Source organism: Microbacterium murale (assembly GCF_030815955.1).
GTDB lineage: Bacteria > Actinomycetota > Actinomycetes > Actinomycetales > Microbacteriaceae > Microbacterium > Microbacterium murale_A.
The window spans coordinates 1829461-1855787 of the sequence record NZ_JAUSXK010000001.1 but is presented as its reverse complement, the minus strand read 5'-3'; the positions used below and the strand labels follow the sequence as shown (position 1 = coordinate 1855787).

At 67.1% G+C, this 26327-nt stretch carries 24 protein-coding genes and 1 pseudogene; 16 read left to right on the top strand and 9 right to left on the bottom strand.

From position 1 onward, the window contains the following. Nucleotides 1-84: 84 nt before the first annotated feature. Together QFZ46_RS09100 and QFZ46_RS09095 are read right to left on the bottom strand one after the other, a co-directional pair. Nucleotides 85-708 (bottom strand): response regulator, encoded by a 624-nt coding sequence (locus QFZ46_RS09100; RefSeq protein ID WP_307360583.1) that lies wholly within the window; start codon nt 706-708, stop codon nt 85-87. Between the two features lie 10 nt (nt 709-718). After that, on the bottom strand, nt 719-1945 hold the full coding sequence (locus tag QFZ46_RS09095) for a sensor histidine kinase (RefSeq protein WP_307360582.1): 1227 nt from the start codon (nt 1943-1945) through the stop codon (nt 719-721). A 215-nt stretch (nt 1946-2160) separates the two neighbouring features. Between QFZ46_RS09095 and QFZ46_RS09090 the strand changes: the two genes are divergently transcribed. The 4 genes from QFZ46_RS09090 (at nt 2161) to QFZ46_RS09075 (ending at nt 5783) form a co-directional block, all read left to right on the top strand. Continuing rightward, complete coding sequence (locus tag QFZ46_RS09090; RefSeq protein WP_307360580.1) at nt 2161-2712, top strand: GlcG/HbpS family heme-binding protein; 552 nt, start codon at nt 2161-2163, stop codon at nt 2710-2712. A gap of 89 nt (nt 2713-2801) precedes the next feature. Then, nucleotides 2802-4025 (top strand): ankyrin repeat domain-containing protein, encoded by a 1224-nt coding sequence (locus QFZ46_RS09085; RefSeq protein WP_307360578.1) that lies wholly within the window; start codon nt 2802-2804, stop codon nt 4023-4025. Between the two features lie 47 nt (nt 4026-4072). After that, nucleotides 4073-4819, top strand: a complete 747-nt coding sequence (locus tag QFZ46_RS09080) for a Pr6Pr family membrane protein (RefSeq protein WP_307360575.1) — start codon at nt 4073-4075, stop codon at nt 4817-4819. Between the two features lie 31 nt (nt 4820-4850). Continuing rightward, nucleotides 4851-5783, top strand: a complete 933-nt coding sequence (locus QFZ46_RS09075; protein ID WP_307360573.1) for a hypothetical protein — start codon at nt 4851-4853, stop codon at nt 5781-5783. Nucleotides 5784-5785: 2 nt separating this feature from the next. On the opposite strand, the gene QFZ46_RS09070 is transcribed toward QFZ46_RS09075, so the two are convergent. After that, nucleotides 5786-6541: an alpha/beta fold hydrolase gene (locus tag QFZ46_RS09070; RefSeq protein ID WP_307360571.1), complete on the bottom strand. Its 756-nt coding sequence runs from the start codon at nt 6539-6541 to the stop codon at nt 5786-5788. Next, entirely contained in the window at nt 6538-7062 is a 525-nt protein-coding gene (locus tag QFZ46_RS09065) for a PadR family transcriptional regulator (RefSeq protein WP_307360568.1), read from the bottom strand. Before QFZ46_RS09065 ends, QFZ46_RS09070 begins: the two co-directional genes overlap by 4 nt. Before the next feature lie 402 nt (nt 7063-7464). Here QFZ46_RS09065 and QFZ46_RS09060 point away from each other — a divergent pair. The 7 genes and pseudogenes from QFZ46_RS09060 to QFZ46_RS09030 all read left to right on the top strand — a co-directional run bounded on the left by QFZ46_RS09060 (nt 7465) and on the right by QFZ46_RS09030 (nt 13739). After that, nucleotides 7465-8431: pseudogene (locus tag QFZ46_RS09060) on the top strand (AAA family ATPase). 7 nt (nt 8432-8438) lie between these two features. After that, nucleotides 8439-9326, top strand: a complete 888-nt coding sequence (locus tag QFZ46_RS09055; protein ID WP_307360565.1) for a DUF58 domain-containing protein — start codon at nt 8439-8441, stop codon at nt 9324-9326. Further along, nucleotides 9313-9804 carry a hypothetical protein gene (locus tag QFZ46_RS09050; RefSeq protein WP_307360562.1) on the top strand — a complete coding sequence of 164 codons (492 nt, stop codon included), beginning with the start codon at nt 9313-9315 and terminating at the stop codon, nt 9802-9804. The genes QFZ46_RS09055 and QFZ46_RS09050 overlap by 14 nt, the downstream gene beginning before the upstream one ends. Continuing rightward, nucleotides 9795-10781, top strand: coding sequence for a VWA domain-containing protein (locus tag QFZ46_RS09045; protein ID WP_307360560.1), 987 nt, complete (start codon nt 9795-9797; stop codon nt 10779-10781). The genes QFZ46_RS09050 and QFZ46_RS09045 overlap by 10 nt, the downstream gene beginning before the upstream one ends. Next, nucleotides 10778-11806, top strand: coding sequence for a vWA domain-containing protein (locus tag QFZ46_RS09040; protein WP_307360558.1), 1029 nt, complete (start codon nt 10778-10780; stop codon nt 11804-11806). The genes QFZ46_RS09045 and QFZ46_RS09040 overlap by 4 nt, the downstream gene beginning before the upstream one ends. Next, the gene (locus tag QFZ46_RS09035) at nt 11803-12618 is read left to right on the top strand and encodes a hypothetical protein (RefSeq protein ID WP_307360555.1); all 816 of its coding nucleotides are present in this window, start codon (nt 11803-11805) and stop codon (nt 12616-12618) included. Before QFZ46_RS09040 ends, QFZ46_RS09035 begins: the two co-directional genes overlap by 4 nt. Continuing rightward, nucleotides 12612-13739: a hypothetical protein gene (locus tag QFZ46_RS09030; protein WP_307360553.1), complete on the top strand. Its 1128-nt coding sequence runs from the start codon at nt 12612-12614 to the stop codon at nt 13737-13739. Before QFZ46_RS09035 ends, QFZ46_RS09030 begins: the two co-directional genes overlap by 7 nt. Before the next feature lie 14 nt (nt 13740-13753). Here QFZ46_RS09030 and QFZ46_RS09025 read toward each other — a convergent pair whose 3' ends face one another. Continuing rightward, entirely contained in the window at nt 13754-14458 is a 705-nt protein-coding gene (locus tag QFZ46_RS09025; RefSeq protein ID WP_307360550.1) for a ZIP family metal transporter, read from the bottom strand. A 162-nt stretch (nt 14459-14620) separates the two neighbouring features. On the opposite strand from QFZ46_RS09025, the gene argG reads away from it, so the two are divergent. From argG to QFZ46_RS09000, 5 genes are all read left to right on the top strand, one after another. Beyond that, nucleotides 14621-16054 (top strand): argininosuccinate synthase, encoded by a 1434-nt coding sequence (gene argG, locus QFZ46_RS09020; protein ID WP_307360548.1) that lies wholly within the window; start codon nt 14621-14623, stop codon nt 16052-16054. A 290-nt stretch (nt 16055-16344) separates the two neighbouring features. Then, complete coding sequence (locus tag QFZ46_RS09015) at nt 16345-16992, top strand: TetR/AcrR family transcriptional regulator (RefSeq protein ID WP_307360546.1); 648 nt, start codon at nt 16345-16347, stop codon at nt 16990-16992. Further along, nucleotides 16989-17822 carry a hypothetical protein gene (locus QFZ46_RS09010; RefSeq protein WP_307360544.1) on the top strand — a complete coding sequence of 278 codons (834 nt, stop codon included), beginning with the start codon at nt 16989-16991 and terminating at the stop codon, nt 17820-17822. Before QFZ46_RS09015 ends, QFZ46_RS09010 begins: the two co-directional genes overlap by 4 nt. Continuing rightward, nucleotides 17819-19687 (top strand): YhgE/Pip family protein, encoded by a 1869-nt coding sequence (locus QFZ46_RS09005; protein WP_307360542.1) that lies wholly within the window; start codon nt 17819-17821, stop codon nt 19685-19687. Before QFZ46_RS09010 ends, QFZ46_RS09005 begins: the two co-directional genes overlap by 4 nt. Nucleotides 19688-19874: 187 nt before the next feature. Beyond that, nucleotides 19875-22553, top strand: a complete 2679-nt coding sequence (locus tag QFZ46_RS09000) for a penicillin acylase family protein (RefSeq protein WP_307360539.1) — start codon at nt 19875-19877, stop codon at nt 22551-22553. Between the two features lie 30 nt (nt 22554-22583). Here the strand turns inward: QFZ46_RS09000 and QFZ46_RS08995 are convergent, their stop codons facing one another. From QFZ46_RS08995 to QFZ46_RS08980, 4 genes are all read right to left on the bottom strand, one after another. Next, nucleotides 22584-23243: a response regulator gene (locus tag QFZ46_RS08995; protein ID WP_307360536.1), complete on the bottom strand. Its 660-nt coding sequence runs from the start codon at nt 23241-23243 to the stop codon at nt 22584-22586. Continuing rightward, a complete protein-coding gene (locus tag QFZ46_RS08990) occupies nt 23240-24436 on the bottom strand; it encodes a sensor histidine kinase (RefSeq protein WP_307360534.1) in 1197 nt (398 codons plus the stop codon). The genes QFZ46_RS08995 and QFZ46_RS08990 overlap by 4 nt, the downstream gene beginning before the upstream one ends. Before the next feature lie 24 nt (nt 24437-24460). Next, complete coding sequence (locus QFZ46_RS08985; protein ID WP_307360533.1) at nt 24461-25396, bottom strand: hypothetical protein; 936 nt, start codon at nt 25394-25396, stop codon at nt 24461-24463. A gap of 124 nt (nt 25397-25520) precedes the next feature. Continuing rightward, the gene (locus tag QFZ46_RS08980; RefSeq protein WP_307360532.1) at nt 25521-26282 is read right to left on the bottom strand and encodes a GntR family transcriptional regulator; all 762 of its coding nucleotides are present in this window, start codon (nt 26280-26282) and stop codon (nt 25521-25523) included. Nucleotides 26283-26327 lie beyond the last annotated feature (45 nt).

The following is a 26327-nucleotide window of genomic DNA, read 5'->3' as shown; positions in this document are numbered from 1 at the left end:
GCAGACAAACCGGCACGCGGCTGTCACGCGCCACAATATCGGTCAGGGCATTCGTCCGTCGAGAGATCACGGTGAATGACCGTGTTAATTCAGCAGGCGCCGCTCGTTCGCGACAGCCACCGCCCCCGAGCGGGTGTCGACGCCCAGCTTGGTATAGATGCGGCTGAGGTGCGTCTTCACGGTGGCCTCGCTGATGAACAGCGTGCGAGCTATGTCGCGATTGCCTATTCCTTCGACGAGGAGTGCCAGGATGTCAGTCTCTCGTTGAGTGAGACGGGCCGAGGCAGTTCCGCGCATCTGGTTCATGACTCGATTCGCGACCGGTGGGGAAAGGGTCGTGCGCCCTTCTGCCGCGGCATGGATCGCGGCGAACAGCTCTTCAGGTCGCTCCGCCTTCAGGAGGTAGCCGGTGGCGCCGGCGTCGATGGCCCGCGTGATGTCGGCGTCAGTGTCGTAGGTGGTGAGCACGAGGACGTGGATGCCGGTCGGGGCGATCCGCCGGATCGCTTCGACACCGTCGATCCCATCGCCGAGTTGCAGATCCATCAGCACGACGTCGGGCCTCAGCTTCGCGGCCATCGCGACCGCGTCTTCGCCACTCCCGGATTCTCCGACGACCTCGATGTCCGGCTCGCTGCCCAACAAGGCGAGCAGCCCGGCCCGGACGACCGCGTGATCGTCGCAGACGAGAAGGCGTACTGGGCTCATCGCAAGGTCCTCATGGGGTTGCGGCACCGAGAGGAATCGCCGCTGAGACCACGGTAGCCTCACCCGGTGTCGATTCGAATGTGACGGTGCCGCCATGCTGCGACGCGCGTGCGCGCATGGCGGACAGTCCGTAGCCGCGCACGCCCTCCGGCTGCTTCGCTGGATCGAACCCCCGCCCATCATCCGCGATGTCCAACACCACCTGGTCATCGAGGTAGGTGATCGTCACGACAGCCATGGTTGCGTCAGCATGCTCGCGCACGTTCGCCAGCGCCCCCTGGGCGATGCGAAGGAGAGTCGATTGGATTCGTGCGGGTAATGGCTCTGGTGGTACGCCGTCCTGGTGGAATCGAACTCGAAGCGATTCGCTGGTCTCACGTTCGGCAAGGGAGCGAAGCGCGTCATCCAAGCCGCTGCCGTCTGCCAGGTCCGCGGGCGCAAGATCGTGCACGAAACGCCGCGCCTCGATGAGATTGCGTTCCGCAATCGTTCTGGCCGCATCGACATGACGATGCGCAGTGTCGGAATCGGTGACCCAGAGCCGATCCGCGGCCTGCAGCAGCATCTGCTGGCTGGACAGGCCCTGCGCGAGGCTGTCATGGATCTCCATCGACAGTCGCTGGCGTTCGGCCAGGGTCCCTTCGCGGCGTTCCGTCGCTGCAAGCTCGCTGCGAGTCTGCACGAGGTCCGCGATCGCCGTTCGCAGACGGCTCGACTGCCGCTGGGAATAGATGAACATCGCGGTGGCCACGGCGGCGACGGCGGGCGGGGCGAAGATCAGGGTCGGATCGAACCCGAACTTCAGCCGCAGTTGGACCTGAGCTGCGACGACGAGAGCTGTGACCAACACGACGAGGGCGATCGCTGCGCGGGTGCGCAACGTTCTCAGCGCTGTGTAGAACAGCGGCACCGCGCACCAGCCGAAGCTGGGGGCGAGGATCACCAAGGCCGCCCATGACGCGATGACCGCAGCAAGCCAGACTCTCGACCACACGGTGGACGGAGACGGGTGCGCAACGTCGTCGGCTGGCCCCGTCACCGGTCCGAAGATATACAACAGCGCCAGAACTCCAGCGAGGACGATCACCCACAGCGAGATCGGGTCCGTGTAGTGGACGATCAGAAAACGGGCCAGTGATGAGATCAGCAGCACGAAGAACGCCACGTGCATCACTGTTGCCAGCCAGCGGGAGTCGGGGTCAGCGACCTGGGCGCCGGGAGCGGAGTCTTCCTTCATGCGCGCCACCTCCGGATATGTCAGCCGTGCCATCAGGTTATCGGGGCAAGGCGATCTCCCCATCAGCCGAATGGATGACACCGCTGTCGTCCACCCAGCGATCCGATGCCAGCCGTTAGGCCCACGACGTCAGGGCAGTCGCGGACTGACGATTGATACCAGGTCGGAATCACGAACACCCCCGACCTCCAGATCACCACCTCGAAGGAGTCCTCATGAACAAGATGTCCACCCGAACCCGCGCCCTCACCGGTGCCGCCGTCGCCGTCGCCCTGGCGGCCGGAACCTTCGGCGTCGTCTCCGCCGCCAGTGCGGACAGCCAGGCCGCCCCGGCAGCAATCACCAGCGCAGCCACGGACAACGTGACGCAGTCGAGCCACTTGACGGTCGAAGCCGCGACCCGGGCAGCTCAGGCCGCCATGGACGCCGCCGCCGCCGAAGGCCAGCGCGTCTCCGTTGCGGTCGTCGACCGCAACGGCAACACGATCGTCACCCTGCGCGGCGACGGTGCGGGCCCGCAGTCGCCCGAGTCGGCTGTGAAGAAGGCATACACGGCTGTCGCCTGGAACGCTCCCACCTCAGAGCTCGTCGAGCGCCTTGAAGACGCTCCGAACCTGAAGGACATCCCGGGCACCCTCTTCCTCGGAGGCGGAGCCCCCGTCGCCTCCGAGGAAGCTCCGATCGCAGGTATCGGAGTGGCGGGCGCACCCAGCGGCGATCTCGACCAGAAGTTCGCTCAGGCCGGCGCCGCTGCGCTCGGCCAGTAGCCCCCCCCCCCCCCCCCCCCCCCCCCCCCGGAAACACTGGCGGCACTCGACATCGAGTGCCGCCAGTGCCATCCATATGGAGGCTTGCCATGCGTGATCCATTCCGCCGGCGAACGCTGGCAGTGCTGTCCCTCGCAGCATCCCTTTCTTTGCTCGCGGCGTGCGCACCCGCCCCGCACACTGCACCGAGCACACAACCCTCCACGCCGTCTACGCAGAAGGCTCTCGACGAGCAGTTGCGAGACGCGGCGTGGGCTGACGACATCGGACAGGCCGCCGAACTGATCAGGTCGGGGGCAGATGTCAACGCCAAGGACAGCACACAGCAGTCGGCCTATCTCATCGCCACGAGTGAGGGATACCTCGACCTCCTTCACCTGACGATCAAGTCGGGCGCTGCGATCGATGACAAGGACAATTGGAACGGCACGGGGCTGATCCGCGCCGCCGAACGTGGGCACGGTCTCGTCACCGGCGCTCTGATCCAGGAGGGCATCGACCTCGATCATGTGAACCGGATCGGCTATCAAGCGATTCACGAGGCGGTGTGGTTCGGTCAGGATGACCCTGAGTATGCGACGACTGTACGCACTCTGATCGCCGCCGGCGCGGAGCTTGATCGCGTATCCGAATCGGAACGGCTCACCGCATTGCAGATGGCCGATCAACGCGGATTCGTCGGCCTCCACTCGATCCTCGAGACGGCATCGAAGGCGGAGCCGATGGCTGATCCCGATGCGGAGCTGCTTGCTGCCGCGCAGTCAGGAGATGCGGATGCTGCTGCTATCGCCCTGCGTGCCGGCGCGGACCTCGAGACGCGCGATCCGGACCTGCAGCAGACACCACTGATGCGGGCGGTGTTGGCGGATCGCGTCTCTGTAGCGCAACTGCTCATCGCGATGGGAGCCGACCCTGACGCGTTCGACTATCGGCAGGACACTCCTTGGGTGATGACGGGCGTCACGGGAAGTGTGCCGATGCTGGAGGCGCTGTTGCCGGGCGGTCCGGACCTCAGCATCCCCAATCGGCGAGGCGGGACGCCCGCCCATCCCGCTGCCGAACGCGGGCACGCTGAGTACATCGCTCGAGTCACACAGTTGGACATCGACGTCAACCGCGTGAATCTCAACGGCTGGACGGCACTGCTGGAAGCTGTGGTCTTCGGCGACGGCGGGCCGGCGCACCAGGAAATCGTGCGTACCCTTCTCGAGAATGGCGCGGATGCCGACATCCGCGATGCGAACGGAATCTCGGCGCTCGAACATGCCCGTGACCGCGGCTACACCGAGATCGTGGCGCTGCTCGGCGGCTGATCCGACCGTCGGCGGTCGTGTCCCGCTATGGTAATCGCGGAGGAAACATGAATACTTGGTGGCCATACGCACGTCTTGCCGCCGCGGTGCTCGGGCTCGCGGCGATCATTCGCCAGTTCTCGCTGTCCATGGCGAACGCGGCCGCCGCCGACACCCCGTGGGCGAGTCACATTCCGACCGTGACGGTGAACTTCTTCAGCTACTTCACGATCCTCTCCAACCTCATCGCGGCCATCGTGCTGATCATCGCCGGCGTGTGGATGCTGCGCACGAAAGGGAGCACGAAGCCCGAGCCCGCATGGCTGGCGACGCTTCTCGTCTGTGTGAGCACGTACATGATCGTGACGGGCATCGTCTACAACCTGCTGCTGCGGCACATCGCGATCGCCGGGATCTCCGACGTCTGGACGAACGAGACCCTGCACGTGATCATCCCGCTGTTCCTGCTCGCAGACGTCCTCTTCGCGCCGCGGCGACGAGCGCTGCCGTGGGGCACGATGCTCACCGCCGCCGTCTTCCCGATCGTCTGGGTTGCCTACACCTTGATCAGGGCGAACTTCATCATCGGTCCCGCCCACGGCAACCACTACTGGTATCCGTATCCGTTCCTCGATCCGAACATCCAGGGAGGCTACGGCGGTGTCGTCGGCTACATCATCGGGATCGCGGTCGCGATCATCGGCGTGGCCGCACTTGTCGTGTGGGTGGGCCGCCGACGCGGCATCCGCTCCCCCGGACTTTCTGACCCGATCTTCGAGTCGGGAACGGCTCAGCGGGCATCCTCCCTGGAGTGAGAACGGTTCGCTTGATCGATATGGTGTTGGTGTGGATGGATCTGAGCCGACACCCGCGGTGAGCGCCCGGCGTCGCGACTTTCGTGTCCACGCTGTCGAGGCCTCGCTGCCGGCCGCGCAGCCGGTGCAGAGCGCACGCGCATCGACGTCGACGTCCGGTCGGAGACGGCGAATCGCACCGTGGCTGCTCGTGAGCATCGCGGCGCTGGTGATCGTAGGCGTGATCACCGCGGGTGCGCTCTCGCTGAATGTGCGCGACGACACCGCGCCCACCGCATCCGGTGCCGGAGCGGTCTCCGGGCGCGATGCGCTGAGCGCTCAGTGCGTGCCGCGAGCGCTCGACGAGAACGGAGAGCGCAGCGACCGGTGCAGTACGACGGCTGACCGTGATGATGATGTTCATCAGCAGGCGCCGGATGCTCCTGCTGTCGAAACCGTCCACGATCGGGATTCCGAATCCCCGGAAGATCTGCGGGAGAGGCCGCCTGCACCGGACGCAGCGGCGCCTGCGGCGCCCGGCCCCTCGGATCCCTCCAGGGGGACACCGGATGCCGATTCTCCCGGCACCCCCGCGGCGCCCGCGCCCGCGCCAGCACCTGCTCCAGCCCCGGCACCCGTCGCCCCAGCTCCACCCGCACCCGCACCCGCACCCGCACCCGCACCCGCACCCGTCATACGGCCTCTCGCCTTCACCGGCATCAGCGAGAACCACGTGATCGGGCTGCTCGGCATCAAGCTCCTCTCCAGCTACACGTTGTCACTGTCGGGCCAGCCGGGCGCGACGGCATCCGTCTCTTATGGGTCCCGTGACGCCGGCACGGTGACCTTCGATACCGGTGGGCGGGCGAGCATCACCCTGGGCGGCACACTTCTCAGTACAGGCCTCAGCAACCCGACCATCCGCGTCGCTTACTCCGACGGCACCAGTGGTTCCGCGATCCAGGCCCCGCGCGACTCGATCTGAGATCAGACCGGTACGACGTCGCTGTCGACGAAGTCCACGATCGTCCTCGTGAACAGCTCCGGGTCCTGGATGCTCCACACGTGACGCATCCCCGGCGCCGTCCAGGTGCGCGTCTGCGGCATCGTCGCGACGATCACCGGGAACGCCGCGGCGACGCTCCTTGATTCCCGCGCGCCGGCGATCGCCAGCATCGGACCGCTATATCCGAAGCGCCCATCGGGCATCGCCCCGTCGAAGATCTCGCGGTACATCCGGGTCGCGGCATCCTTGTCGACGCCCATCCCGTCCGAGACGAACAGCTCTCGCGTGTCGATCGGAATGCGGAACATCGCCGCCTGCATGCTCCAGAACCAACGCTTGTCCCACGACCGCAGTTGCAGTTCCGCGAGCCGACGTTCGAATCCACCCATCCCGGTCATCGCCGCGCCGGTCACCATGCACGATCGGACGACATCGGGATGCCGCTTCGCGAGGTGCACGCCGATCACTCCGCCCATCGACAGGCCGACGACGTGCGCCCTGCCGTCGAGCGCACGCTCGCGGATGATGTCGGCGATGTCGTCGGCCGCGCCGCCGAGCCCCGGCCATCGCTCTGCGGAGCGGGAGCCGAAGGCCACGACATCCGGGGTTATCACGTGCCGACCGGCGAGACCATCGACCTGCGGTTCCCACATCCAGTTGCCGACGTTTCCCCCGTGCAACAGGATGATCGACTCACCCGTACGCGGACCGTGCTCGATCGGGTATCTCTCGGTCATGGCAGCTCCTTCATCACGGATTCCCGCACATCGGCGAGCCAGGAGAGCTCGGCGTCTGCCACCCGCAGCCCCGCGTCGAGGGTCGCTGTGCGCAGCACGGCGCCGAGTCCCTGTGCCGACCTCGGAATCTGCGCGAGCTGGTCGCGCTCTGCTCGGACGGCTTCCGTCCGCTCATCGATCAGCGCGAGCACGCCCTCTACTCCGAGCGGCTCAGCGAAGAAGAGTCGGGCGAGGAAGGGCTCTTTGGGCAGGACTGCCTCGATCGGCGAGCGCAGCCAGCCATGCAGCTCCGCACGTCCGGCGTCGGTCAGCGCATGCACCCGGCGATCGGGACGTCCGGTCTGAACGATCAGCTCGGTCTCCACGGCGCCGTCGGCCTCGAGCCGGTCGATGGTGCGGTAGATCTGCGATTGGTCGGCGTGCCAGAAATGTGCGACTGACCCGGCGAATGCACGGCCGAGGTCGTAACCGCTCTGGGGTGCGATGTCGAGCAGGCCGAGGATGGCGTGGCGCAGATGCATGACCATAGTAGATCACACATATATAGGACAGTACAAGTAGCTCCGGTAGTCATGGGGATTTCTGCCCGTCCCCTCGGGATGTCCGAGTCGGATGCTGCGATTACGCTGTTCGTGGGGGAGATCGGAGCACCGTTCCCCCGCGCAAGCGAGGAGACAGTGATGAACGAGTCGAACGCCGCCGCTGCCGGGGCAGCCTCCCCACCGCCGCCACCCCGGCCGCCGGCACCTTCCGCCGCGTCCGCAGCTCAGGCGACCGCGCCGGCTCAGACGCCCGCAGCAGCTCAGACGCCCGCAGCGCCTCCAGCAACAGCGTCGGCTCCGCAGCCGGCAGCGACCGGTTCAGCGTCGGCTCCGGCCGCGAACCCTTCGACGGGCTCCGACTCCACGCCGAGCGACGCGGAGATGACGCGCGCCGCGAACGTGCTGAAGGTCGTCTCCGATGCGTATTCCGCGAAGATGGTCGGCCAGGAGCGACTGCGCACCAGCCTGCTGGTCTCGCTCATCGCCGGCGGCCACATCCTGCTCGAGTCCGTCCCCGGCCTCGCCAAGACGACCGCGGCATCCACCCTTGCCGACACCGTCAAGGCCAGCTTCAAGCGCATCCAGTGCACGCCCGACCTGCTGCCCAGCGACATCACGGGCAACCAGATCTACGACGCCCAGGCCGGGTCGTTCCGCACCGTGCTGGGCCCGGTGCACGCGAACTTCGTGCTGCTCGACGAGATCAACCGCCTCCAGCGCGAAGACCCAGTCGGCCATGCTCGAGGCGATGCAGGAGCACCAGACGACCATCGGCGGCGAGGTGCATCACCTGCCGAAGCCGTTCCTCGTGATCGCGACGCAGAACCCGATCGAGCAGGAGGGCACCTACGAGCTGCCAGAAGCGCAGATGGACCGCTTCCTGCTCAAGGAGATCGTCGAGTATCCCAGCCCTTCGGACGAGTTCGAGATCCTCCGGCGCATCGACTCCGGGGTGCTCGACCCCGACCGCCACGTCGCCAGCGCCGTCACCCTTGACGATGTGAAGTTGCTGCAGGATGTCGCGAGCCGCATCTACGTCGACGCCGCGATCCGCAACTACATCGTCTCGATCGCCTACGTGACCCGTAACCCCGGGCCGTACATCGGCGAGGACCGCGCCCGCTACATCAAGTACGGCGCAAGTCCGCGCGCCAGCATCGCGTTCCTGCAGGCGTCCCGCGCACTCGCCCTGCTCAACGGTCGCTCGCACGTGCTTCCGGAAGACATCCGCACTCTCCGCCACGTCATCCTCCGTCACCGCGTGCTGCTCACGTTCGAGGCGGATGCTGAGGGCATCCGCAGCGAGGAGATCATCGACCAGATCTTCGCCGCCGTGCCGACGCCGTAATCCCTTCATGGCCAGCCTGATCACGCAGGTGAAGAGCAAGCTCTTCATCCACTCGTCGCAGAAGTCGATGCACGCGCTCGATGGCGCCTACGCATCGCTGCTGCACGGGCGCAGCCTCGACTTCGAGGATCTGCGCAAGTACGAGTACGGCGATCAGGTGCGCGACATCGACTGGCGGGCCACCGCACGCCTCGGCACCCCGCTGGTGAAGCGACATCGCGCGAATCGCATGCACACGGTGCTGTTCGTCGTCGACACCGGCAGGTCAATGACGGCGCTCGCGCACGACGAGAAGCCGAAGAAGGACCTCGCGATCCTCGCCACCGGCGCTCTCGGCATCCTCGCCCTGCGCCACGGCGATGATTTCAGCGTCGTCCACGGCGACGCCGAGCGGGTGCGCCGACGCGCGCCAGGACGCAGCGAGGGCGCCCTCGAGCACGCCCTCCGCACGATCGATCAGGCGATCACCGAGGGCCACGCACCCAGCGACCGTGATGCACTCCTCTCGTATGTCGCGCGCACGATCGCACGTCGATGCATCGTCGTGATCATCACCGACGATGCGCCGGTCACCGATGACACCGAGCGGATGCTGCGCCGCCTGCGCGTGCAGCACGATGTGCTGTGGATCACGCTCCACGACGCGGACCCGGTGCTCGATCACACCTCGCACTCGGTGCGCGCCGACGTCAACACGCGCTGGGCGGTTCCCGACTTCGTGCACGGCGACCGCGAGGTGCTCGGCGAGCTCATCGCCCAGACGCAGGCGGATGCCGCGCGGCTGAACGAGCTGCTCGATCGCCTCGAGATCAGCCACACCACCCTCGACACTCAGGATGACGCAGTGCCGCAGCTGCTGCGCATGCTGAACCGGAGGGCCAATGTCCGGAACTGACGAGCTCTATCCTCCCGCGCAGTACGGGTGGGGATGGATGCTGCTGGCACTCGGCATCATCGCCGTGCTCATCCTCGCGGGCTGGCTGCTGATCGTCCTCACGAAGCCTCGACGCGGAATCGTGCTGCAGGGCGATGCGCAGACATCCGTACCGCTGACCGCAGATGTGCTCACGCTGCTGCGGCAGGAATACCACGAGCGCATCGGACAGATCGAAGCCGACTATCGGTCGGGAACGCTCACGGCGCGGCACGCCAACCTCGAACTCAGCCGCGTCGTACGCACGTTCGTCAACGAGTACAGCGGGCTCGAGGCCCCGGTGCTCGCCCTCGACGACCTCGTGCGACTCGGCGTGCCGCCCACGCTGATCGATGCGCTGCAGCGGCATTACTATCCCAGCATCTTCCGCAAGGGACCGGCGGTCGACCCGATCGCCGGTGCCGAGGCCGCCCATAAGGTGGTGGGCTCATGGCACTAGCGAACTGGTGGATCATCCTCATCGCGGTCGCCGTCGTCGTGATCGCGATCGGTGTCGGGCTCTTCATCGGCCTCCGCCGGGGCGCCCGTCATCGCGAACAGCAGAGCGCCCCGATCGCACGGGCGGAGCGACTGCGCGCACTGCCGTCGTTCCAGCACGCCGTCCGGCGCCGCACCGTGGCCCTCGCGGGTGTGCTCGCTCTCGGTGTGCTCGCCAGCGTGATCGGCGGGGTCGTGGCCGCGCGGCCGATGGCATCCGAAACGATCCAGCCGGTCAACACCAGCCGCGACATCATGCTCTGCCTCGATGTCTCAGGATCGATGAGCGAGGTGGACATCGAGGTTCTCAGCGTGTTCGAGGAGCTGCTCGACGGCTTCGAGGGCGAGCGCATCGGCCTGACGATCTTCAACAGCTCCCCGGTGCAGGTGTTCCCCCTCACCGACGACTACGAGTTCATCCGCACGCATCTGCAGAGCATCCGCGAGAGCTTCGACTACGTCGAGGAGATTCCGGAGCACTGGGTCGGCACGCTCAACGGGCCAGGCGCCTCGCTGATCGGCGATGGGCTCGCATCCTGCGCCATGCGGTTCGATCACCTCGATGACGAACGCTCGCGTTCGATCATCCTCGCCACCGACAACGAGGTGAACGGCGACTCGATCGTCACGCTCGAGGAAGCGTCGAACTACGCCGCATCCGCCGGCGTGCGCGTCTTCGCACTCAACCCCGTGCAGGGCGTGGACACCGACATCAGCCAGGAACTCGTCACGGCCGCCGAGACGACCGGCGGGAAGGCCTACGGCCTGCGCGACACCACGACCGTGTCCGACATCATCGAAGACGTCCAGGAGCAGGAGGCCACCGAGCTGCGCGGTCAGGCACAGGTGGTGTGGACCGACAACCCGAACCTCTGGATCGCGGTGCTGCTGGTCGCGGCCCTCGGCTTCCTGGTGCTGCTGTGGAGGGTCAGACTGTGATCTTCCAACCCGTGCTCAACGTATTCCTCCTCGTGCTGCTGTTCGCACCTGTCGCCTTCGTCGTCGTCTGGATGCTGGTGAAGGCGGTTCGCCCTCAGGCCGGCGCAGCGGATGTCGGCACCGGCGCTTCACCCGTCATCTGGGGGCTGCGCCTGTTGATGCTGCTGGCCTGCTTCATGATGCTGCTGCGCCCCGGCATCCCCGGCGGGGCGACCGAGACCCTCGCGACCGACACCGACATCCTGATCGTCGTCGACACCACCGCGAGCATCGTGGCCGAGGACTGGGACGGCGACGGGCAGCGGCTCGACGGCGTCCGCGCCGACGTGCAGTCGATCGTCGACGAGTACCCCGGCGCGCGCTTCGCGCTGATCAGCTTCGACGCCGCCGCCGAGCTGCGACTGCCGCTGACGACAGACGCCACTGCACTCGTCTCGTCGCTCGAGGTCCTGCGTCCCGAGGTCACCGCGCAGTCGCAGGGGAGCTCGATCGGCATCGCGAGCACCATGGTCGAGGAGACCCTGAAAGCCGCCGCGGAGTCGGCCCCCGATCGCTCGCGGATGGTCTTCTACCTGGGCGACGGCGAGCAGACGGTCAGCACCGACCCCGAGTCGTTCTCCGCCAGCGCCGAGTACACCGACGGTGGCGCCGTGCTCGGCTACGGCACCAGCGAGGGCGGCCCGATGAAGGTCACCTCCGGGAGCGTGTCGTCCGACGAGGGCGGCGAGTACATCGAGTACCAGGGTGAGCAGGCGATGTCGGTGATCGATGAGGCCAATCTGCAGACCATCGCCGAGGACCTCGGCGTGGAATACCAGCTGCGCTCCGCCGACACCCCCATCGAGTTGCCGGAGGCCCCGACCACGACGACGAACTACACCGAATCCGGCTCGGTCGGAAACGTCATCGAGCTGTACTGGATCTTCGCCCTCGTGATGGTGCTCCTACTCGGCGTCGAGATCGCACGCGCCACGATCCTCATCGCGCAGATGCGCGGACTCGCCACCAGGGGAGGTGACGCATGACGGATGCTGTGACCGCCGCCGCTTCAGCCGACCAGTCCACGGAAGGGAACGCGAACGGCGCTCCGGATGCCGCGGCGGCGCTGCTCGCGGCCAACCGTCGACGTCGCCTGATCCGTCGCTGGGTCGCGATCGGAACCCTCCCGCTGACGCTGGCGGCGCTGCTGTTCGTCGGCAAGCTGCTGAGCATGTACGCGTACGCGCACCAGGCGATCACGACCTACGTCGTCGCCGACTACTCCGGATCGACGGCCGCCGCCGAAGGCCAGGAGTTCCTGAACTGGTTCGAGCCCTACAAGGCGCCGTACAACGTCGGCACGGCGCTGGCCGGGTCTGAAGATCTCGACGGTGCGCGCGCCAAGCTCGAAGAAGCCCTGCCGCTGGCCCATGGCCTCGAGGTGTGTGCGGTGCGCGTGAACCTCGCCATCGTGATCGAGCGTCAGGGCGACGCCGCTGTCGACGACGGCGACGGGCCCGGCGGTGCTGAGCTGTACGGCGAGGCACTGCTCATCACGGCCGAGACGCCGGAGGAGTGCAACAGCGAAGAAGCGGACTCGCAGTCACCCGACCCCGACCGCAGCATGGGCGACACGATGGACGAGCTCGAGGACCGGCTGCAGGAGAAGCAGCAGCAGGCCCAGGAGCAGCAGCCGCCGCCCTCTGAGGGCGAGGGCGAGGAGCAGGAGCAGCCCCAGCAGCCAGACCAGGACAAGCTCGACGAACTGCAGGACAAGCTCGATCAAGGCGCCGAGGAGCGCGAGCAGAACCAGGGCGACGAAGACGGTCCAGGCGGCGGAACGGACAAGCCATGGTAGAGCCCGAGAAGCAGCGCGCCCGCTACATCGCCGGTACTGAAGGCGCACCACCCGTCCCACCGCCCGGCGGGTATCACGGCGCCCGGCGCGTGCAGGGCCCGACCGTCCTGCCTCAGCTTGATCTCGCGCAGGGCGCTCCGGTGCCGCCGGTGATCAGCTCGGCCGAGGCGACGCAGGAGAAGCAACCGGCAGGCGTCATCGGTTGGGTCGCGCTGGTGGCGGCGATCCTCTTCGCGGTCGTGCTGCTGGGCACCCTGCTCGCCGGCGGCACCGATGCGCTCTACGGCGTGACGATGCTCACTCTTCAGCTGGTGGTGCTGGCCGTCGTGATCGCGGCGCTGTTCTCCCGCCGAGGACGAGTGCTCGGAGCATCCGCCCTCATCGTCACCCTGATGCTCAATGTCGCCACCGTCGGCGCGATGAGCGCTCTGCAGACCTCGGCATCGGGCAACTATCAGGGCGAGAAGACCGAGGAGCAGAAGCACGAAGAGGCCTACCCCGGCATCAAGGACACGTCATCGAGCACGATCCTCGCGCAGCCCTCGCTGGAAGAGGTGCGTGCGCAGAGCGAGGATGTGCTCGCCGAGATCCGCCGTCGACTCTCCGAGCAGTACGGCTACACGTGGACCGAGGCCGACAAGGAGAACCTCCGCCCCGAGCGCAACGGGTTCGGCGGCGAGTCGATGCTGGTGCAGTACACCTCGGTGTCGTGGATGACGAACGAGCCGATCCAGGACTACGACCGCAAGGTGGCCGTGATGGATGTGATCGAGCAGGTGATGGTCGACTACGACATGTACAGCCTGTACTCGTTCAACGATCCGTCGTCCGGGATGGACGATTCGATCCTCGAGAAGTTCTACGGCAGCAGCGACCCTCGTACGCAGAACACGTGGGAGTACTACTCGGACAACTATCCGGATCCGCTGCGCTTCTACGCCGTGATCTACGACACCTCCAACGACAGCACCGGAGAGTTCACCGGCGAGCGCGAAGCGCAGAGCGCCCGGACCGGCGAGCCCCTCGAGGGACTGCAGATCTACTTCCTCGCACCTGAGCTGCTCAGCGAGGAGGATCGAGAAGAGTTCGAGACGCGCATGCAGGAGTACCCGGATTACTGATCCCGCTGACGGGCTCAACCCCCGAGCGAGAGCCCAGCAGCGAGCGCGAAGCCGAGCACCGTGGCCAGCCCCGTCGACTCCTTGGCCTTGGACTGCGCATCGGGCACCATCGAGTCGACGAGCATGACGAGCAGGGCACCGGCAGCGAAGCCGCTCGCTCCGGCGCGGAACTCGGGGCTCACGGCATCCGCGAGCGCGTAACCGGCGATCGTCGCGATCGCACAGACCACGGCGACGCCCGCCCACAACGACAGCACTCGCGACCGCTTCATTCCGCCTTCGAGCAGGTCGGCGGCGGACCCGATCGACTCGGGCAGGTTGGAGACGACGATCGCGATGACGAGAGCGGTGCTCACGCCTTCACCTGAGGCCAGGCCGATGCCGAGGACGAGCTGTTCGGGGATGCCGTCGAGTAAGGCACCCACCGCCAACGGGCCGCCGGCGGCTCCCTTCTTCGCCGACGCGCGACTCTCGACGATCCGATCGGCGATGTAGTAGCAGAGCGCACCCGCCGCGACACCGACGACGAGCGGGATCGGTCCGCCGAGCTGCAGGCCCTCCTCCCACAATTCGAAGGCGATGGATGCCATGAGGGCTCCGGCGCCGAACCCGAGCACGATCCCGAGCCACTTGGGCGGCCAGGTGCGCAGCAGCGCGAGAACCGCGCCGACGAACAGCGGCGCGGCCGCGACCGCGCCCCACAAGATCGCCTCGCTCATGCAGCAACCGTAGCGGCGGCGTCCCCCCATTCGGGAGGAGAACGCACGAAAGGGAGGAACAATCCTCGCGTTCTTTCCTCCCTTTCGTGAGATCTCCTCCCCTTCGGGTGGCACGTCTCGCGCCGAACGGGCGACACGCCGCGCGTCGGTAGAATGGACTCCATGTCCAAGGTCCTCCAGTCCCTGCCCGTCGGCGAGCGCGTCGGCATCGCTTTCTCCGGAGGACTCGACACCTCCGTCGCCGTCGCATGGATGCGCGACAAGGGCGCGATCCCCTGCACGTACACGGGCGACCTCGGGCAGCCCGACGAGGATGACATCGATGCGATCCCGGGCCGCGCGCTCGAGTACGGCGCAGAGATCGCGCGCATCGTCGACGCGAAGACCGCCCTCGTCGAAGAAGGCTTCGTCGCGCTGCAGTGCGGCGCGTTCCACATCCGCTCCGGCGGCAAGACGTACTTCAACACCACCCCCCTCGGCCGCGCAGTGACGGGCACCATGCTCGTGCGCGCTATGAAGGAGGACGGCGTCGACATCTGGGGCGACGGTTCCACCTACAAGGGCAACGACATCGAGCGGTTCTACCGCTACGGCCTGCTCGCCAACCCGCGCCTGCGCGTGTACAAGCCATGGCTCGACGCCGACTTCGTCACCGAGCTCGGCGGCCGCAAGGAGATGAGCGAGTGGCTGGTGGAGCACGGCTTCCCCTACCGCGACTCGGCGGAGAAGGCGTACTCCACTGATGCCAACATCTGGGGCGCCACTCACGAGGCGAAGACCCTCGAGCACCTGAACGTCTCCCTCGAGACCGTCGACCCGATCATGGGCGTGAAGTTCTGGGACCCCTCTGTCGCGATCGAGACCGAAGATGTCGCCGTGACCTTCGAGGCAGGTCGCCCCGTCGCCATCAACGGCGTCGAGTACACCGACCCGGTGGCGCTCGTGAACGAGGCGAACACGATCGGCGGACGCCACGGCCTCGGCATGAGCGATCAGATCGAGAACCGCATCATCGAGGCGAAGTCGCGCGGCATCTATGAGGCCCCCGCCATGGCGCTGCTCTTCATCGCGTACGAGCGACTCGTCAACGGCATCCTGAACGAAGACACCCTCGCGACGTATCACGAGCAGGGCCGCCGTCTCGGACGCCTCATGTACGAGGGACGCTGGCTCGAGCCGCAGTCGCTCATGCTGCGCGAGTCGATCCAGCGCTGGGTCGGACTCACGATCTCCGGCACGGTCACGATCCGCCTGCGTCGCGGCGACGACTGGACGATCCTCGACACCACCAGTGCGAACCTCTCCTATGGCCCGGAGAAGCTGTCGATGGAGCGTGTCGGCGACGCCGCATTCGGCCCGGTCGACCGCATCGGCCAATTGACGATGCGCAACCTCGACATCGCAGACTCGCGTTCGCGCCTCGAGCAGTACGCGAGCCTCGGCCTCGTCGGCGGCGCCACGGGCGAGCTCGTCGGACGTGTGACTGCGGGCGAAGCATCCGAGATCACCGGATCGGTCGAAGACACCGACGAGAAACTGGCGGATGCCGTAGACACCGCATCCGAGGGCGCGGCCTTCGACTCCGGCACCGACTGAGACACTCGGGTCAGGCACCGCCGCCCGACACTTCGGGGGCCAAAAGCACACATGTCGGTCACTTCGCCTGTTTCCGTCCGACATATGTGAAGTGGTCCCCCATAGTGTCGGCGGATCGGTCTGGCGCCCTCACGCGCATCCCCCCCGATCTGCTGGAGGTTCGGGCGCCTACGCCCGCGGATCGGGGCGATGCCCGCGGATCGGGGGGAGGTCCGCTGATCGGGTCGCTCAAGCTGAGCATCCACCCAGCGATCTTGCACATGACTGTGCAAGATCGTAAACTTGGGGGCATGACAGACACCCGTGCCCCTCGCCGCGATGCGCAGGCCAACCGCGAGAGCATCCTGGCCGCTGCCCGCACCGCATTGGCACAGGACCCCAACGCCTCGACCGATCTGATCGCACGCACGGCCGGCCTCTCCCGCCGCGCACTGTACGGACACTTCGATGATCGATCGGCTCTGATCAGCGAACTCATCCGCACCGGCGCACAGCGCTTCAATGCGATCGCCGAGCAGGCACTCGACGACGACGCGCGCATCGCTCTCGCCCAGCTCGCCTCGCGACTCTGGCACGAGGTCGCCCACATCCAGACAGTGACGGCCATCGCACTCGACGACGCGCATGTGGCTGACACCGCCGCCGCGCTGGCGCCACTGCGTCAGGTCGTGTCGAACATCGTCGACCGCGGCCGCCGTGCGCATGCACTGCGCACCGACGTCCCCGGCGACGTGCTCGCCCGCCTCATCGAAGAGACGGCCCGCATGGTCGTGCGTGTCGACACCGCGGGCTCGGATGCCGCGGCCACGGCCGTGCGCGCCGTTTTGAGCATCGCCGGTCTCTCCTGGCGCGAGGCCGACGCACTGCTCGCCGCCCACCCCGAGATCGTCGCGACCCAGATCGTCGGTCCCGAGCGCGTCGAGGAGGCCAACGCATGAAGATCGCGCTCCACGAAGTGCGCAAGGGTCGCGACGGACAGGCCCTGCCCACCACGAGCCTCGAGTTCCATACCGGCGCGGTGCGCTTCGCCCTCGCCGAGACGCAGCAGCGACCGACCGTTCTCGGCCTGATCGCGAGCGGCCGGATGAGTCCAGACGCCGGCAGGGTGACGATCGACGGCGACAAGGACAATCGCCTGCTGCGTCGCGCTATCGCCCTCGTGGATGCTCCGGACGTGAGCGATCCGCATGCCGACATCACCGTGTCGGGCGTCGTCGGCGAGGAGCTCATGTTCGCGGGCGTCGGGGCGACGCCGATCCATGCTCGCCGCTGGCTCGCGCAACTCGGTTACGCGGAACTCGCATCGACGCCGATCGGCAACGTCGACCCGGCGGCGCGCGTGCGCATCATGTGCGAGCTCGCCGTGCTGCGCAAGGGCACCGAGGGGATCGTGCTCGTGTCGCCCGACCGACACGGCGGCAGCCCGGACGGCTGGTGGCGCATCGCGTCGGAGTTCGCCGACCGCGGCTACGCCATGCTCGTCATCATCGGCGGATCGGCAGCCGTCGCCCTCGAGCGGATGCACGAGCTGGAGGCCATCAACGCCTCCGGCCCGGTGACACCCCTCGTGCTCGAGCGGCCCGAGGCCGCAGCATCCGACGCGGCTTCCGGCTCGGAAAACGGAGACGACATGCGCGACGCCCCGCGCGTCGATGAGAAACACGCCGTCGACACGCCAGATGATCCCGGTTCTCCGGACGACATCGCCCCGCAGATCGCCGACGAATCGAACGAGAACGACACGACCGAGGAAGGAGACAGGCCATGAAGGTTCCCGCCATGATCGCCGCCGAGCTGCGGCGCCTCACTGCGAGCCGGATGGGCATCATCGCCCTGATCGCGCTCATGTGCGTGCCGATCCTCTACGGCGGCCTGTACCTCTGGGCGAATCAGGACCCGTACGCCAAGTTCTCCGACGTGCCCGTGGCGCTGGTCGTGCAAGACGAGGGCGCCGCCAGCACCAACGCCGAAGGAGCAGACGAGACCGTCAACTACGGCGAAAAGGTCGCCGAGAACCTCATCGAGGGGAATGCGTTCGACTGGCAGGAGATGACGGCGGATGCCGCAACCACAGCCCTGCGCGACGGCACAGTCGATTTCACTGTGACGATCCCGAGCGATTTCTCCGCGGCGCTGACCTCGGCAGCGGGCACAGAACCCCACCAGGCCCGCATCGATCTCGAGACGAACGACGCCAACAACTACCTGGCGTCGTCGATGGGCACGCAGGCCGTGGAGAAGATCCGCAGTTCTGTCGCGAAGATGGTCGGAAGCGAGGCGGCCGAGCGCCTCCTCACGGGGCTCAGCGACGTGCGAGACTCCCTCTCCGAAGCGGCCGACGGCGCCTCTCAGCTCGCAGACGGCGCGGTCACGGCATCCACCGGCAGCGCGACGCTCGCCGACGGCACGACGCAGCTCGCCGACGGCACCGCCCAACTCGCGAGCGGAACGGCCCAACTCGCGAGCGGCGCCTCTCAGCTCGCCGACGGCGCGCAGCAGGTCAGCGACGGCAACCAGCAGATCGCCGACGTCGCCGATCAGGCAGGTGGGATCGTGCAGGATGCCGCAGACACGCTGCCGCAGATCCGCACCGACATCGCAGACACGCTCGCCTCCCAAGGACTGACGCAGGCCGAGATCGACGCCGTGCTCGCCAAGCTGGATCCGCTCGGAGAGCGCCTCCAGCAGGGCAACACCACGGTGCAGGATGCCGTGAGCAGGATCGACCAGCTCGCCGCCGGCGCGGCCACGCTGGCCTCAAGTGCACGCACGCTGTCCGACGGCGCCAACACTGTGGCGACGGGTGCCGGCACTGCGGCGACCGGTGCTGCTGCGGCGAACGACGGAGCGATCCAACTGCGCGACGGCCTCTCGACCCTGGCCGACGGCACCGCCGAACTCCGTGACGGACTCGCAGACGGGGTCACGCAGATCCCGGCATCCACGCCTGAGCTGCGTGAGGCACAGGCCGACACGATCTCCGACCCGCTGCGTGTCTCCAGCGACAAGGTCGCCTCTGCAGAGGACTACGGCGCAGGGCTCGCACCGTTCTTCGCCGCGCTTGCGGCCTGGATCGGCATCTACGCGCTGTTCCTCATCGTGAAGCCGGTGTCTCGCCGTGCCGTCACCGCACTGCACTCCCCCATCCGCATCACTCTCGCCGGGTGGCTCACCCCCGCCGCCCTCGGCGCGCTGCAGATGGTGGGTCTGATGGGCATTCTCGCGATCACCCTCGGCTTCCGATTCGACAACGCGCTCGGCACGCTCGGGGTCATGGTTCTCGCGTCCGCGACGTTCGCGGCGATCATTCTGGCGCTCAACGTCTGGCTGGGATCTGTGGGCCAGTTCCTCGGACTCGTGCTCATGGTGTTGCAGTTGGTCACCGCCGGTGGCACCTTCCCGTGGCAGACCCTCCCCGCGCCTCTCGCCGCGCTGCACCATGTGCTGCCGCTGGGCTATGTCGTGGATGCGATGAGGCAGCTCATGTACGGCGGCAACTTCGATCGTGCGTGGTGGGATCTGGCTGTGCTCGCCATGTGGTTGGTCGGTGCGCTCCTGCTCGCGATGATCGGCGTGACGCGGATGACGCATCGCCGCACGCTGCGTGATCTGCAGCCGAGCCTGATCGGGTGAGTGCGGAGGAGACGACGATCACGAGTGCGGATGCCGCGGGATCCGCACTCGTCCTGCACACGACGCCACCGCCGGGAACTGGTGCCGAATCGCGACAACCCCGCTAGGCTTCCCAGAGCGCGCCCCGAAACGCGCTCTGGGGAACGGTGACACCGGATCCCACCGTTGACCCCGAAAGAACTCCTCAATGACGATCGAAGCTCCGGAATCTTCAGCACGCCGCCCATTGGGCCCCAGAATCGGACGCGTCGCGTTCGCCGTCGTCGCAGGTCTTCTCGTCATCGCTGTCGCGGCGGCCTTCTTCGTCGTCTGGACGATCCAGCGCTCGTTCCCCCAGACCTCAGGGGAGCTCGAGCTCGATGGGCTCAAGGACCAGGTGACGGTGCAGCGCGATGATCTCGGCGTGCCGACGATCACAGCCGATTCGTCGCACGACCTGTTCTATGCGCAGGGTTTCGTCCACGCGCAGGACCGCTTCTTCGAGATGGACTTCCGCCGGCATGTGACGTCGGGCCGCGTCGCCGAGATGTTCGGTGAATCACAGGCACCGACAGACATGTTCCTGCGCACTCTCGGCTGGCGTGATGTCGCCGAGGAGGAGGTCGAGGCGATGGATGAGACCACGCTCGCCTACTACCAGGCCTACGCCGACGGTGTGAACGCCTATCTCGCCACGGGTGACGGTGCCGACTTCGCACTCGAATATGCCGTTCTCGGCATACAGAATCCTGAGTACGAGATCGAACCATGGGAGCCCGCCGATTCCGTGGCCTGGCTCAAGGCGATGGCGTGGGATCTGCGAACCAACATCGAAGACGAGACCGAACGCGCGATGCTGGTCGCCGAAGTCGGCGATGACGCAGCGCCCGGCGACAGCCTGGAACTGCTCGATCAGCTCTACCCTGCGTATCCGTTCGATGAGAACCCGGTGATCGTCCCGAAGCTCTCGACGGTGCCCGCTCTGGAAGCGGGGGCGGGCGCTGCGCCGGCCTCGTTCTCCACCGACGCCGGCGGCGACTCGGATGGCGACGACATCGGCGACTCGAACGTGCAGACCGCGGTGACCACGATCGAGTGGCAAGAGGCCGACAGTGTCGTCGCGGCTGCAAGCCTGCTGGTCGGGGACGTCGGCGAGGGCATCGGATCGAATTCCTGGGTGGTCTCCGGATCGCTCACCGAGAGCGGGTTGCCGCTGCTGGCGAACGACCCCCACCTGGGCGCCTCGCTCCCCTCGGTCTGGTACCAGGTGCAGCTGCGCTGTTCCAAGGTCACCGACGAATGCCCGTTCGACGTGGGCGGATTCTCGTTCTCCGGTCTGCCCGGCATCGTGATCGGGCACAACAGCCAGGTCGCCTGGGGCTTCACGAACCTCACGACCGACGTCGCCGACCTCTACATCGAGAAGGTCGACGGCGATGAGTACTGGCGCGACGGCGCGCTCGTGCCGCTCGAGGTGCGCGAAGAGACGGTCAAGGTCGCCGGCGGCGACGACATAGACCTCACGATCCGCTCCACCGTGCACGGGCCGATCATCTCGGGGCTCACAGACGACTTCACCGCCGTGGCAGACGGCCAGGTTGCGGCGGACGGCGACGGGCTCACGCACGGCGAGACAGACGCTTCGGCCGCCCTCTCCGGCGAGTACGCCGTGAGCCTGCGCTGGACCGCTCTGGATGCCGGCAAAACCGCCACCGCGATCTTCGCCCTTGCCACGGCTCAGGACTTCGATGACTTCCGGTACGCGGCATCCCTGTTCGACGTGCCTGCACAGAACCTGATCTACGCCGACGTCGAGGGCAACATCGGCTATCAGGCTCCGGGCCGCCTGCCGCTACGCGGGGCAGGAGACGGGTGGATCCCGCAGCCGGGATGGGACAGCAGCTACGACTGGACCGGATTCATCGAGTTCGAAGAGCTGCCGGTGTCGTACAACCCGAGCTCGGGCTACATCGTCACCGCGAACAATGCGATCGTGACCGACGACTACGAGTACTTCCTCTCTCGTGACTGGGACTACGGCTACCGCGCCGCTCGCATCGCCCACCTGATCGAGCGCCGAGCCGCCGCCGCGCCCCTCACCGCGCAGGATATGCGCGACATCCAGAACGACAACGAGATGTGGATCGGCAAGAAGCTCGCAGCGGTCATGGGCGACATCGAGGTCAAGGGTGCCGGGCCGAAAGAGGCCGTTGCTCTTCTTCGCACCTGGGACGCGCAGAACAACGCCGATTCCGCAGCAGCAGCCTATGCGAACGTGCTGTGGTCGAATCTGGTACTGAACCTGTTCGAGCAGCGCGAGGCACCGCTGCCGCATGGCGGTCAGGCGCGCCTGTTCACGGTGGTCTCCGCGCTTCTCGATGACCCGACCGACCCGCTCTGGACGAATGAGAACATCGGCGTCGACGGCATGGAGGAGATGCTCGCGCTGTCGGCCGAACAGGCCTACGACGAACTCGCCGGCCTTCAAGGCACGGCTGTGACGCGCTGGAACTGGGGCGATCTGCACGCCATCACGTTGACCAGCTCGACCCTCGGATCATCCGGGATCGCGCCGATCGAAGCGCTGTTCAACCGCGGGCCGTACCCGGTCGGCGGCGGCCCATCGGTCGTGAACGCCACCGGGTGGGAACTCGGCGAGGGGTACGCGACGACCACCGTTCCGTCGATGCGCATGGTGATCGATCTGTCCGACTTCGACGCGTCGACGTGGAATCACCTGACCGGCGCATCCGGGCACCCGTACCACCCGCACTACGTCGATCAGACCGAGAACTGGGCTGCCGGCATCCAGACGCCGTGGGCGTTCAGCGCGGACGCCGTGGACAAGGCCGCCCTCGACACTCTGGTGCTCAATCCAGGCGGCTGACTCGCCGGATGACGTGAAGGGGAAGAAGCATCACCCCGGCGGGTTGGCGACCCCGCGGCGGTGAGCCCACACCGCGACCTGCACCCGATCACGCAGTCCGAGTTTGACGAGGATTCGCCCGATGTGCGTCTTCACCGTCGCCTCCGACAGATGTATGAGCCGGCCGATCTCGACGTTACTGAGACCGTCGGCGACCAGCTGCACCACTTCGATCTCCCTCGGTGTCAACAGCCCGGCCGGGATCGCGTCCTCCGGAGCGCCGCGGAACGGACGCTCCAGCAGGTGCCCGACGACACGGGCGGTCACCGACGGCGATAGCACCGCGTCTCCTCTCGCGGCCGCACGGATCGCGGTGACGAGCTCATCGACGGGTGCGTCCTTCACCAGAAATCCGCTCGCACCGGCACGGAGCGCACCGTAAACGTGTTCATCGGCATCGAACGTGGTGAGCAACAGCACTCGTGCGCTCGATCCCCGTTCCACGATCCTCCTGGTGGCCTCGATACCGTCGATGCCGGGCATGCGGATGTCCATCAGAACGACGTCCGGCGATCCCTCCGTGACAGCGCGCACGGCCTGATCCCCGTCCCGTACCTCGGCGATGACGCGCATGTCGGGCTGCGCCTCGACGGTGGCGACGATCCCTGCGCGCACCAGATCCTGATCGTCGGCGACCACCAGGCGGATCATGCGCGGTCTCCCGAGTCGCGCGTCTCGACGTACGGCACCGATGCGGTCACGGCGAATCCGCTCGTGCGGTCGACCGTGAGTACGCCGGACACCGCAGCGAGGCGCTCCCGCATCCCTTCCAGTCCCATCCCCAGCCCGTCCGAGCCCCGGTCGACCGCCGGGACGGCGTTGCGCAGTGTGATCATGGTTCGATCCTGCTCCCAGATCTCCCGCCATTCGACGGCGCCCTCACCGTGTCGCAGCGCATTGGTGAGCCCCTCCTGAACGAATCGGTACAACGCGAGCTCGGCCGCCGATCCGAGGGGGCGGATACGGCCCTCCGTCCGGCGGTGCACGACGAGACCGAGGTCCTGCATTCTCGCGGCGAGCGCGGGAAGACCGGACAGTGACGGCGTCGGTTGCAGCGGGGCATTCCACGTGGGCGACGGTGATCCGACATCCGTCCCGACGCGCCACCGCGTGTCCGCGTCCGGATCCCGCAGCGATTGGAGCGTACCGCGCAGGTCCCGCAGCGATTCGCGTGCAGTTTCCTCGATGACCTGCAGTGCCGCCGCGGAGTCCTCCGTCCGGAATCTGGCGACCCTCACCTGCCCGACGATCACGGTGAGCGAGTGCGCCAGCACGTCGTGCAGATCGCGGGAGATCCTCGCCCGCTCGCCCGCGGCCGCACGCGCCTCACGATGCGATCGTTCTCGTTGCTCGAGATCGAGCTGAGCGGCGGTCAGTTCGACCGTGCGCAATTCCGCACGGCGCAGCAAGCCGAGGGTGACGGCGACCGCGCAGCCTGCGAGCAGGAGGAGTGCGAGCAGCCACGGCTCGGGTCCGAACTCACTGTCCACGATGCTGGGATCGATGGCGTACCGCGCGGCCGCCGCCAACGGACCGAGCACTGCGACCGTCGATGCCACGTATCGATTCCCCCGCGCAGCGGCTCCATGCAGCGCGGGGAGCACCAGCAGCGTGCTCGGGAACAGCACGAAGAGGCCGGTGATGATCCCCTGCAGGGCGACCAGCGCGGAGATGATCAGCAGCGTCATCGTGGCCCTGCGGAACAGGCCGAACAGCGTCAGATGCGCGCCGAGCGCGCAGGCGGTGACAGTGATCGCGGCCGGTAGTGAGAGCGAAGCGAATGCGATCAGGACGGTCGCGGGAAACAGCAGGACGGCCGCGCCGACCATGAGCAACGTGCGCACGCTCGCCTCCTCTCTCCTGACGTATCAGCGCCGTGCCGGCGCCGCGCTGCGGCCCGCCGGCACATCACGCGTCGTCGCCTCCTCATACAGCACCGTAGCGGCCGCGACGATCGCACCGAGTGCGAACCACGTGCTGTACACGGCGAAGACCATCACCGCCCGGCCACCGTCGCCGAGGTCCACATCCGCTGCAACGAGCCCCAGCCGCTGCGAGAGGAGCCCGAACAGCATCAGCGCGCCCATGCTCAGCAGTACGAACGAGCCGCACCAGCCGCCGAGGGATACCAGCCGCCGAGGAAGTCGCGCTCCCGCGCTAGTGCACAGCATCAGCAGCCCGAGGGCTGCAATCGAGAACGCCGCCAGTTCCATCGCCGGGAAGCCGACCTCGAACTCGCTCTGATCGCCGCTCATCCACCACACGATCTTCAGAAGTGGATACGGCACGCACAGCACCAGCCCGCTCAGCAGGAGGATCCGACGCGCACCCCGTCGCTCGCCGGACCGTGCCGGATCGAGCGTCGACCGACGCAGGGCGCGGGCGAACCTGAGCGCGGCGAACGCGGCGACCAACGACATCAGCCGAGCAGCGAAGCCGGGCAGGTCTACGACGGAGAAGGCCCCCGCGGGGATGCCCGTGACGGCGAAGAAGGCGCGCAGCGCGTCGAGTACGACGCCACCGGATGCCCCGAGCAGCATCAGTGAGGCGACCCACGCGCTCGCCTCGGCTACTCGTTCAGCAGAGTGATTGCATACGATCGCCACCACTGCCAGCACTGACCCCACGAATCCCAGCCAGGCAGGCGGAAAGATCGCCGAGTACTCGGCGCTGGAGCCGACGAGCAAGGCGACCGCTGTCACGACGGCCACGAGCACTGCAGCGACCAGGAGCGGAACGGGTGAAGGGGCGGAGGGCCGAGGTGGCGTGGGGGCTGGTTCGGGGTTCGAGATGAAGGTGTCCATGCCCTCATCATTCGCCGCGGACGGTCGTCGGAGAGTCCTCCTCAGGTCGCTGTCCATGCGACCTGAGTCTCGAACCTCAACCGGCGACGGGTCTGCCTCGCGTCGGTCCCGAAGAAAGTCGCGATCAGACCTCTTCGGCGAATTCGATCGGGCCGATCGCCGGCGGCTCTTCATCGGCGGGTGTCTCCACCGTCTCGACGTTCTCGTCCTCGCCCGTCAACCGAGCCACTGCCTCGGCGAACTGGCGCTCGAGTGCGAGGAACGCAGCCGAGACGTCACCCGCCGCGATCGCATCGAGCAGCTCACGGTACGTCTCAGATACCGACCGGCGCACGGTGTATCCGTTGGGGTCGCTGAGACTGGCGATACGGGTCTCGATCGCGAGCGTGGCCATGTAGTGGGACAGCCTGCGGCTGCCGGCGGAGTCGACCAGCACTCGATGGAACTCGATGTCAGCATCGCCGATGGCGCGAGCATCCGTCCCCTCGCTGACCGTGACGAGTTCGTCGTACGCGCGCTCGAGCGCATCTGTCACGGCCGCGGCACCGGACTTGACGATCAACCGCACGGCCTGGCTCTCGATGGCGAGGCGCGCGTCGTACACGTCGGCGACATGCTCAGGTCCGATCACGCTCACCCGCATGCCGCGGCCAGGGGATGCGGTGAGCAGCCCTTCCTGCACGAGTCGTTGCGTGGACTCCCGCAGCGGACTACGACTCACGCCCAGTTGAGACGACATCTCGACTTCGCCGATGGGGCTGCCGACCGGTAGCGCGCCGGTGAAGATCGCCTTGCGCAGCTCGGCGGTTATGAGGTCGACGGTAGACGGTCGCGCCACGCGCACCATCGAGATCGGCGAAACCGCGCGAGGGGTGTGTGAAGCCATGTGCATCCCTTCCAGCCGTCGCGCGAAACCGCGGACATCTCATTG

Excerpts from the sequence above, each read along its gene's own strand:
- QFZ46_RS09015 (WP_307360546.1), top strand. The coding sequence starts at position 16,345 with ATGACAGACACCCGTGCCCCTCGCCGCGATGCGCAGGCCAACCGCGAG.
- QFZ46_RS09090 (WP_307360580.1), top strand. The coding sequence starts at position 2,161 with ATGAACAAGATGTCCACCCGAACCCGCGCCCTCACCGGTGCCGCCGTC.
- QFZ46_RS08980 (WP_307360532.1), bottom strand. The coding sequence starts at position 26,282 with ATGGCTTCACACACCCCTCGCGCGGTTTCGCCGATCTCGATGGTGCGC.
- QFZ46_RS09070 (WP_307360571.1), bottom strand. The coding sequence starts at position 6,541 with ATGACCGAGAGATACCCGATCGAGCACGGTCCGCGTACGGGTGAGTCG.
- QFZ46_RS09010 (WP_307360544.1), top strand. The coding sequence starts at position 16,989 with ATGAAGATCGCGCTCCACGAAGTGCGCAAGGGTCGCGACGGACAGGCC.
- QFZ46_RS09095 (WP_307360582.1), bottom strand. The coding sequence starts at position 1,945 with ATGAAGGAAGACTCCGCTCCCGGCGCCCAGGTCGCTGACCCCGACTCC.
- QFZ46_RS09050 (WP_307360562.1), top strand. The coding sequence starts at position 9,313 with ATGTCCGGAACTGACGAGCTCTATCCTCCCGCGCAGTACGGGTGGGGA.
- QFZ46_RS09065 (WP_307360568.1), bottom strand. The coding sequence starts at position 7,062 with ATGCATCTGCGCCACGCCATCCTCGGCCTGCTCGACATCGCACCCCAG.
- QFZ46_RS08995 (WP_307360536.1), bottom strand. The coding sequence starts at position 23,243 with ATGATCCGCCTGGTGGTCGCCGACGATCAGGATCTGGTGCGCGCAGGG.
- QFZ46_RS09055 (WP_307360565.1), top strand. The coding sequence starts at position 8,439 with ATGGCCAGCCTGATCACGCAGGTGAAGAGCAAGCTCTTCATCCACTCG.
- QFZ46_RS09030 (WP_307360553.1), top strand. The coding sequence starts at position 12,612 with ATGGTAGAGCCCGAGAAGCAGCGCGCCCGCTACATCGCCGGTACTGAA.
- QFZ46_RS09035 (WP_307360555.1), top strand. The coding sequence starts at position 11,803 with ATGACGGATGCTGTGACCGCCGCCGCTTCAGCCGACCAGTCCACGGAA.
- QFZ46_RS09045 (WP_307360560.1), top strand. The coding sequence starts at position 9,795 with ATGGCACTAGCGAACTGGTGGATCATCCTCATCGCGGTCGCCGTCGTC.
- argG (WP_307360548.1), top strand. The coding sequence starts at position 14,621 with ATGTCCAAGGTCCTCCAGTCCCTGCCCGTCGGCGAGCGCGTCGGCATC.
- QFZ46_RS09080 (WP_307360575.1), top strand. The coding sequence starts at position 4,073 with ATGAATACTTGGTGGCCATACGCACGTCTTGCCGCCGCGGTGCTCGGG.
- QFZ46_RS09085 (WP_307360578.1), top strand. The coding sequence starts at position 2,802 with ATGCGTGATCCATTCCGCCGGCGAACGCTGGCAGTGCTGTCCCTCGCA.
- QFZ46_RS09005 (WP_307360542.1), top strand. The coding sequence starts at position 17,819 with ATGAAGGTTCCCGCCATGATCGCCGCCGAGCTGCGGCGCCTCACTGCG.
- QFZ46_RS09100 (WP_307360583.1), bottom strand. The coding sequence starts at position 708 with ATGAGCCCAGTACGCCTTCTCGTCTGCGACGATCACGCGGTCGTCCGG.
- QFZ46_RS08985 (WP_307360533.1), bottom strand. The coding sequence starts at position 25,396 with ATGGACACCTTCATCTCGAACCCCGAACCAGCCCCCACGCCACCTCGG.
- QFZ46_RS09025 (WP_307360550.1), bottom strand. The coding sequence starts at position 14,458 with ATGAGCGAGGCGATCTTGTGGGGCGCGGTCGCGGCCGCGCCGCTGTTC.
- QFZ46_RS09000 (WP_307360539.1), top strand. The coding sequence starts at position 19,875 with ATGACGATCGAAGCTCCGGAATCTTCAGCACGCCGCCCATTGGGCCCC.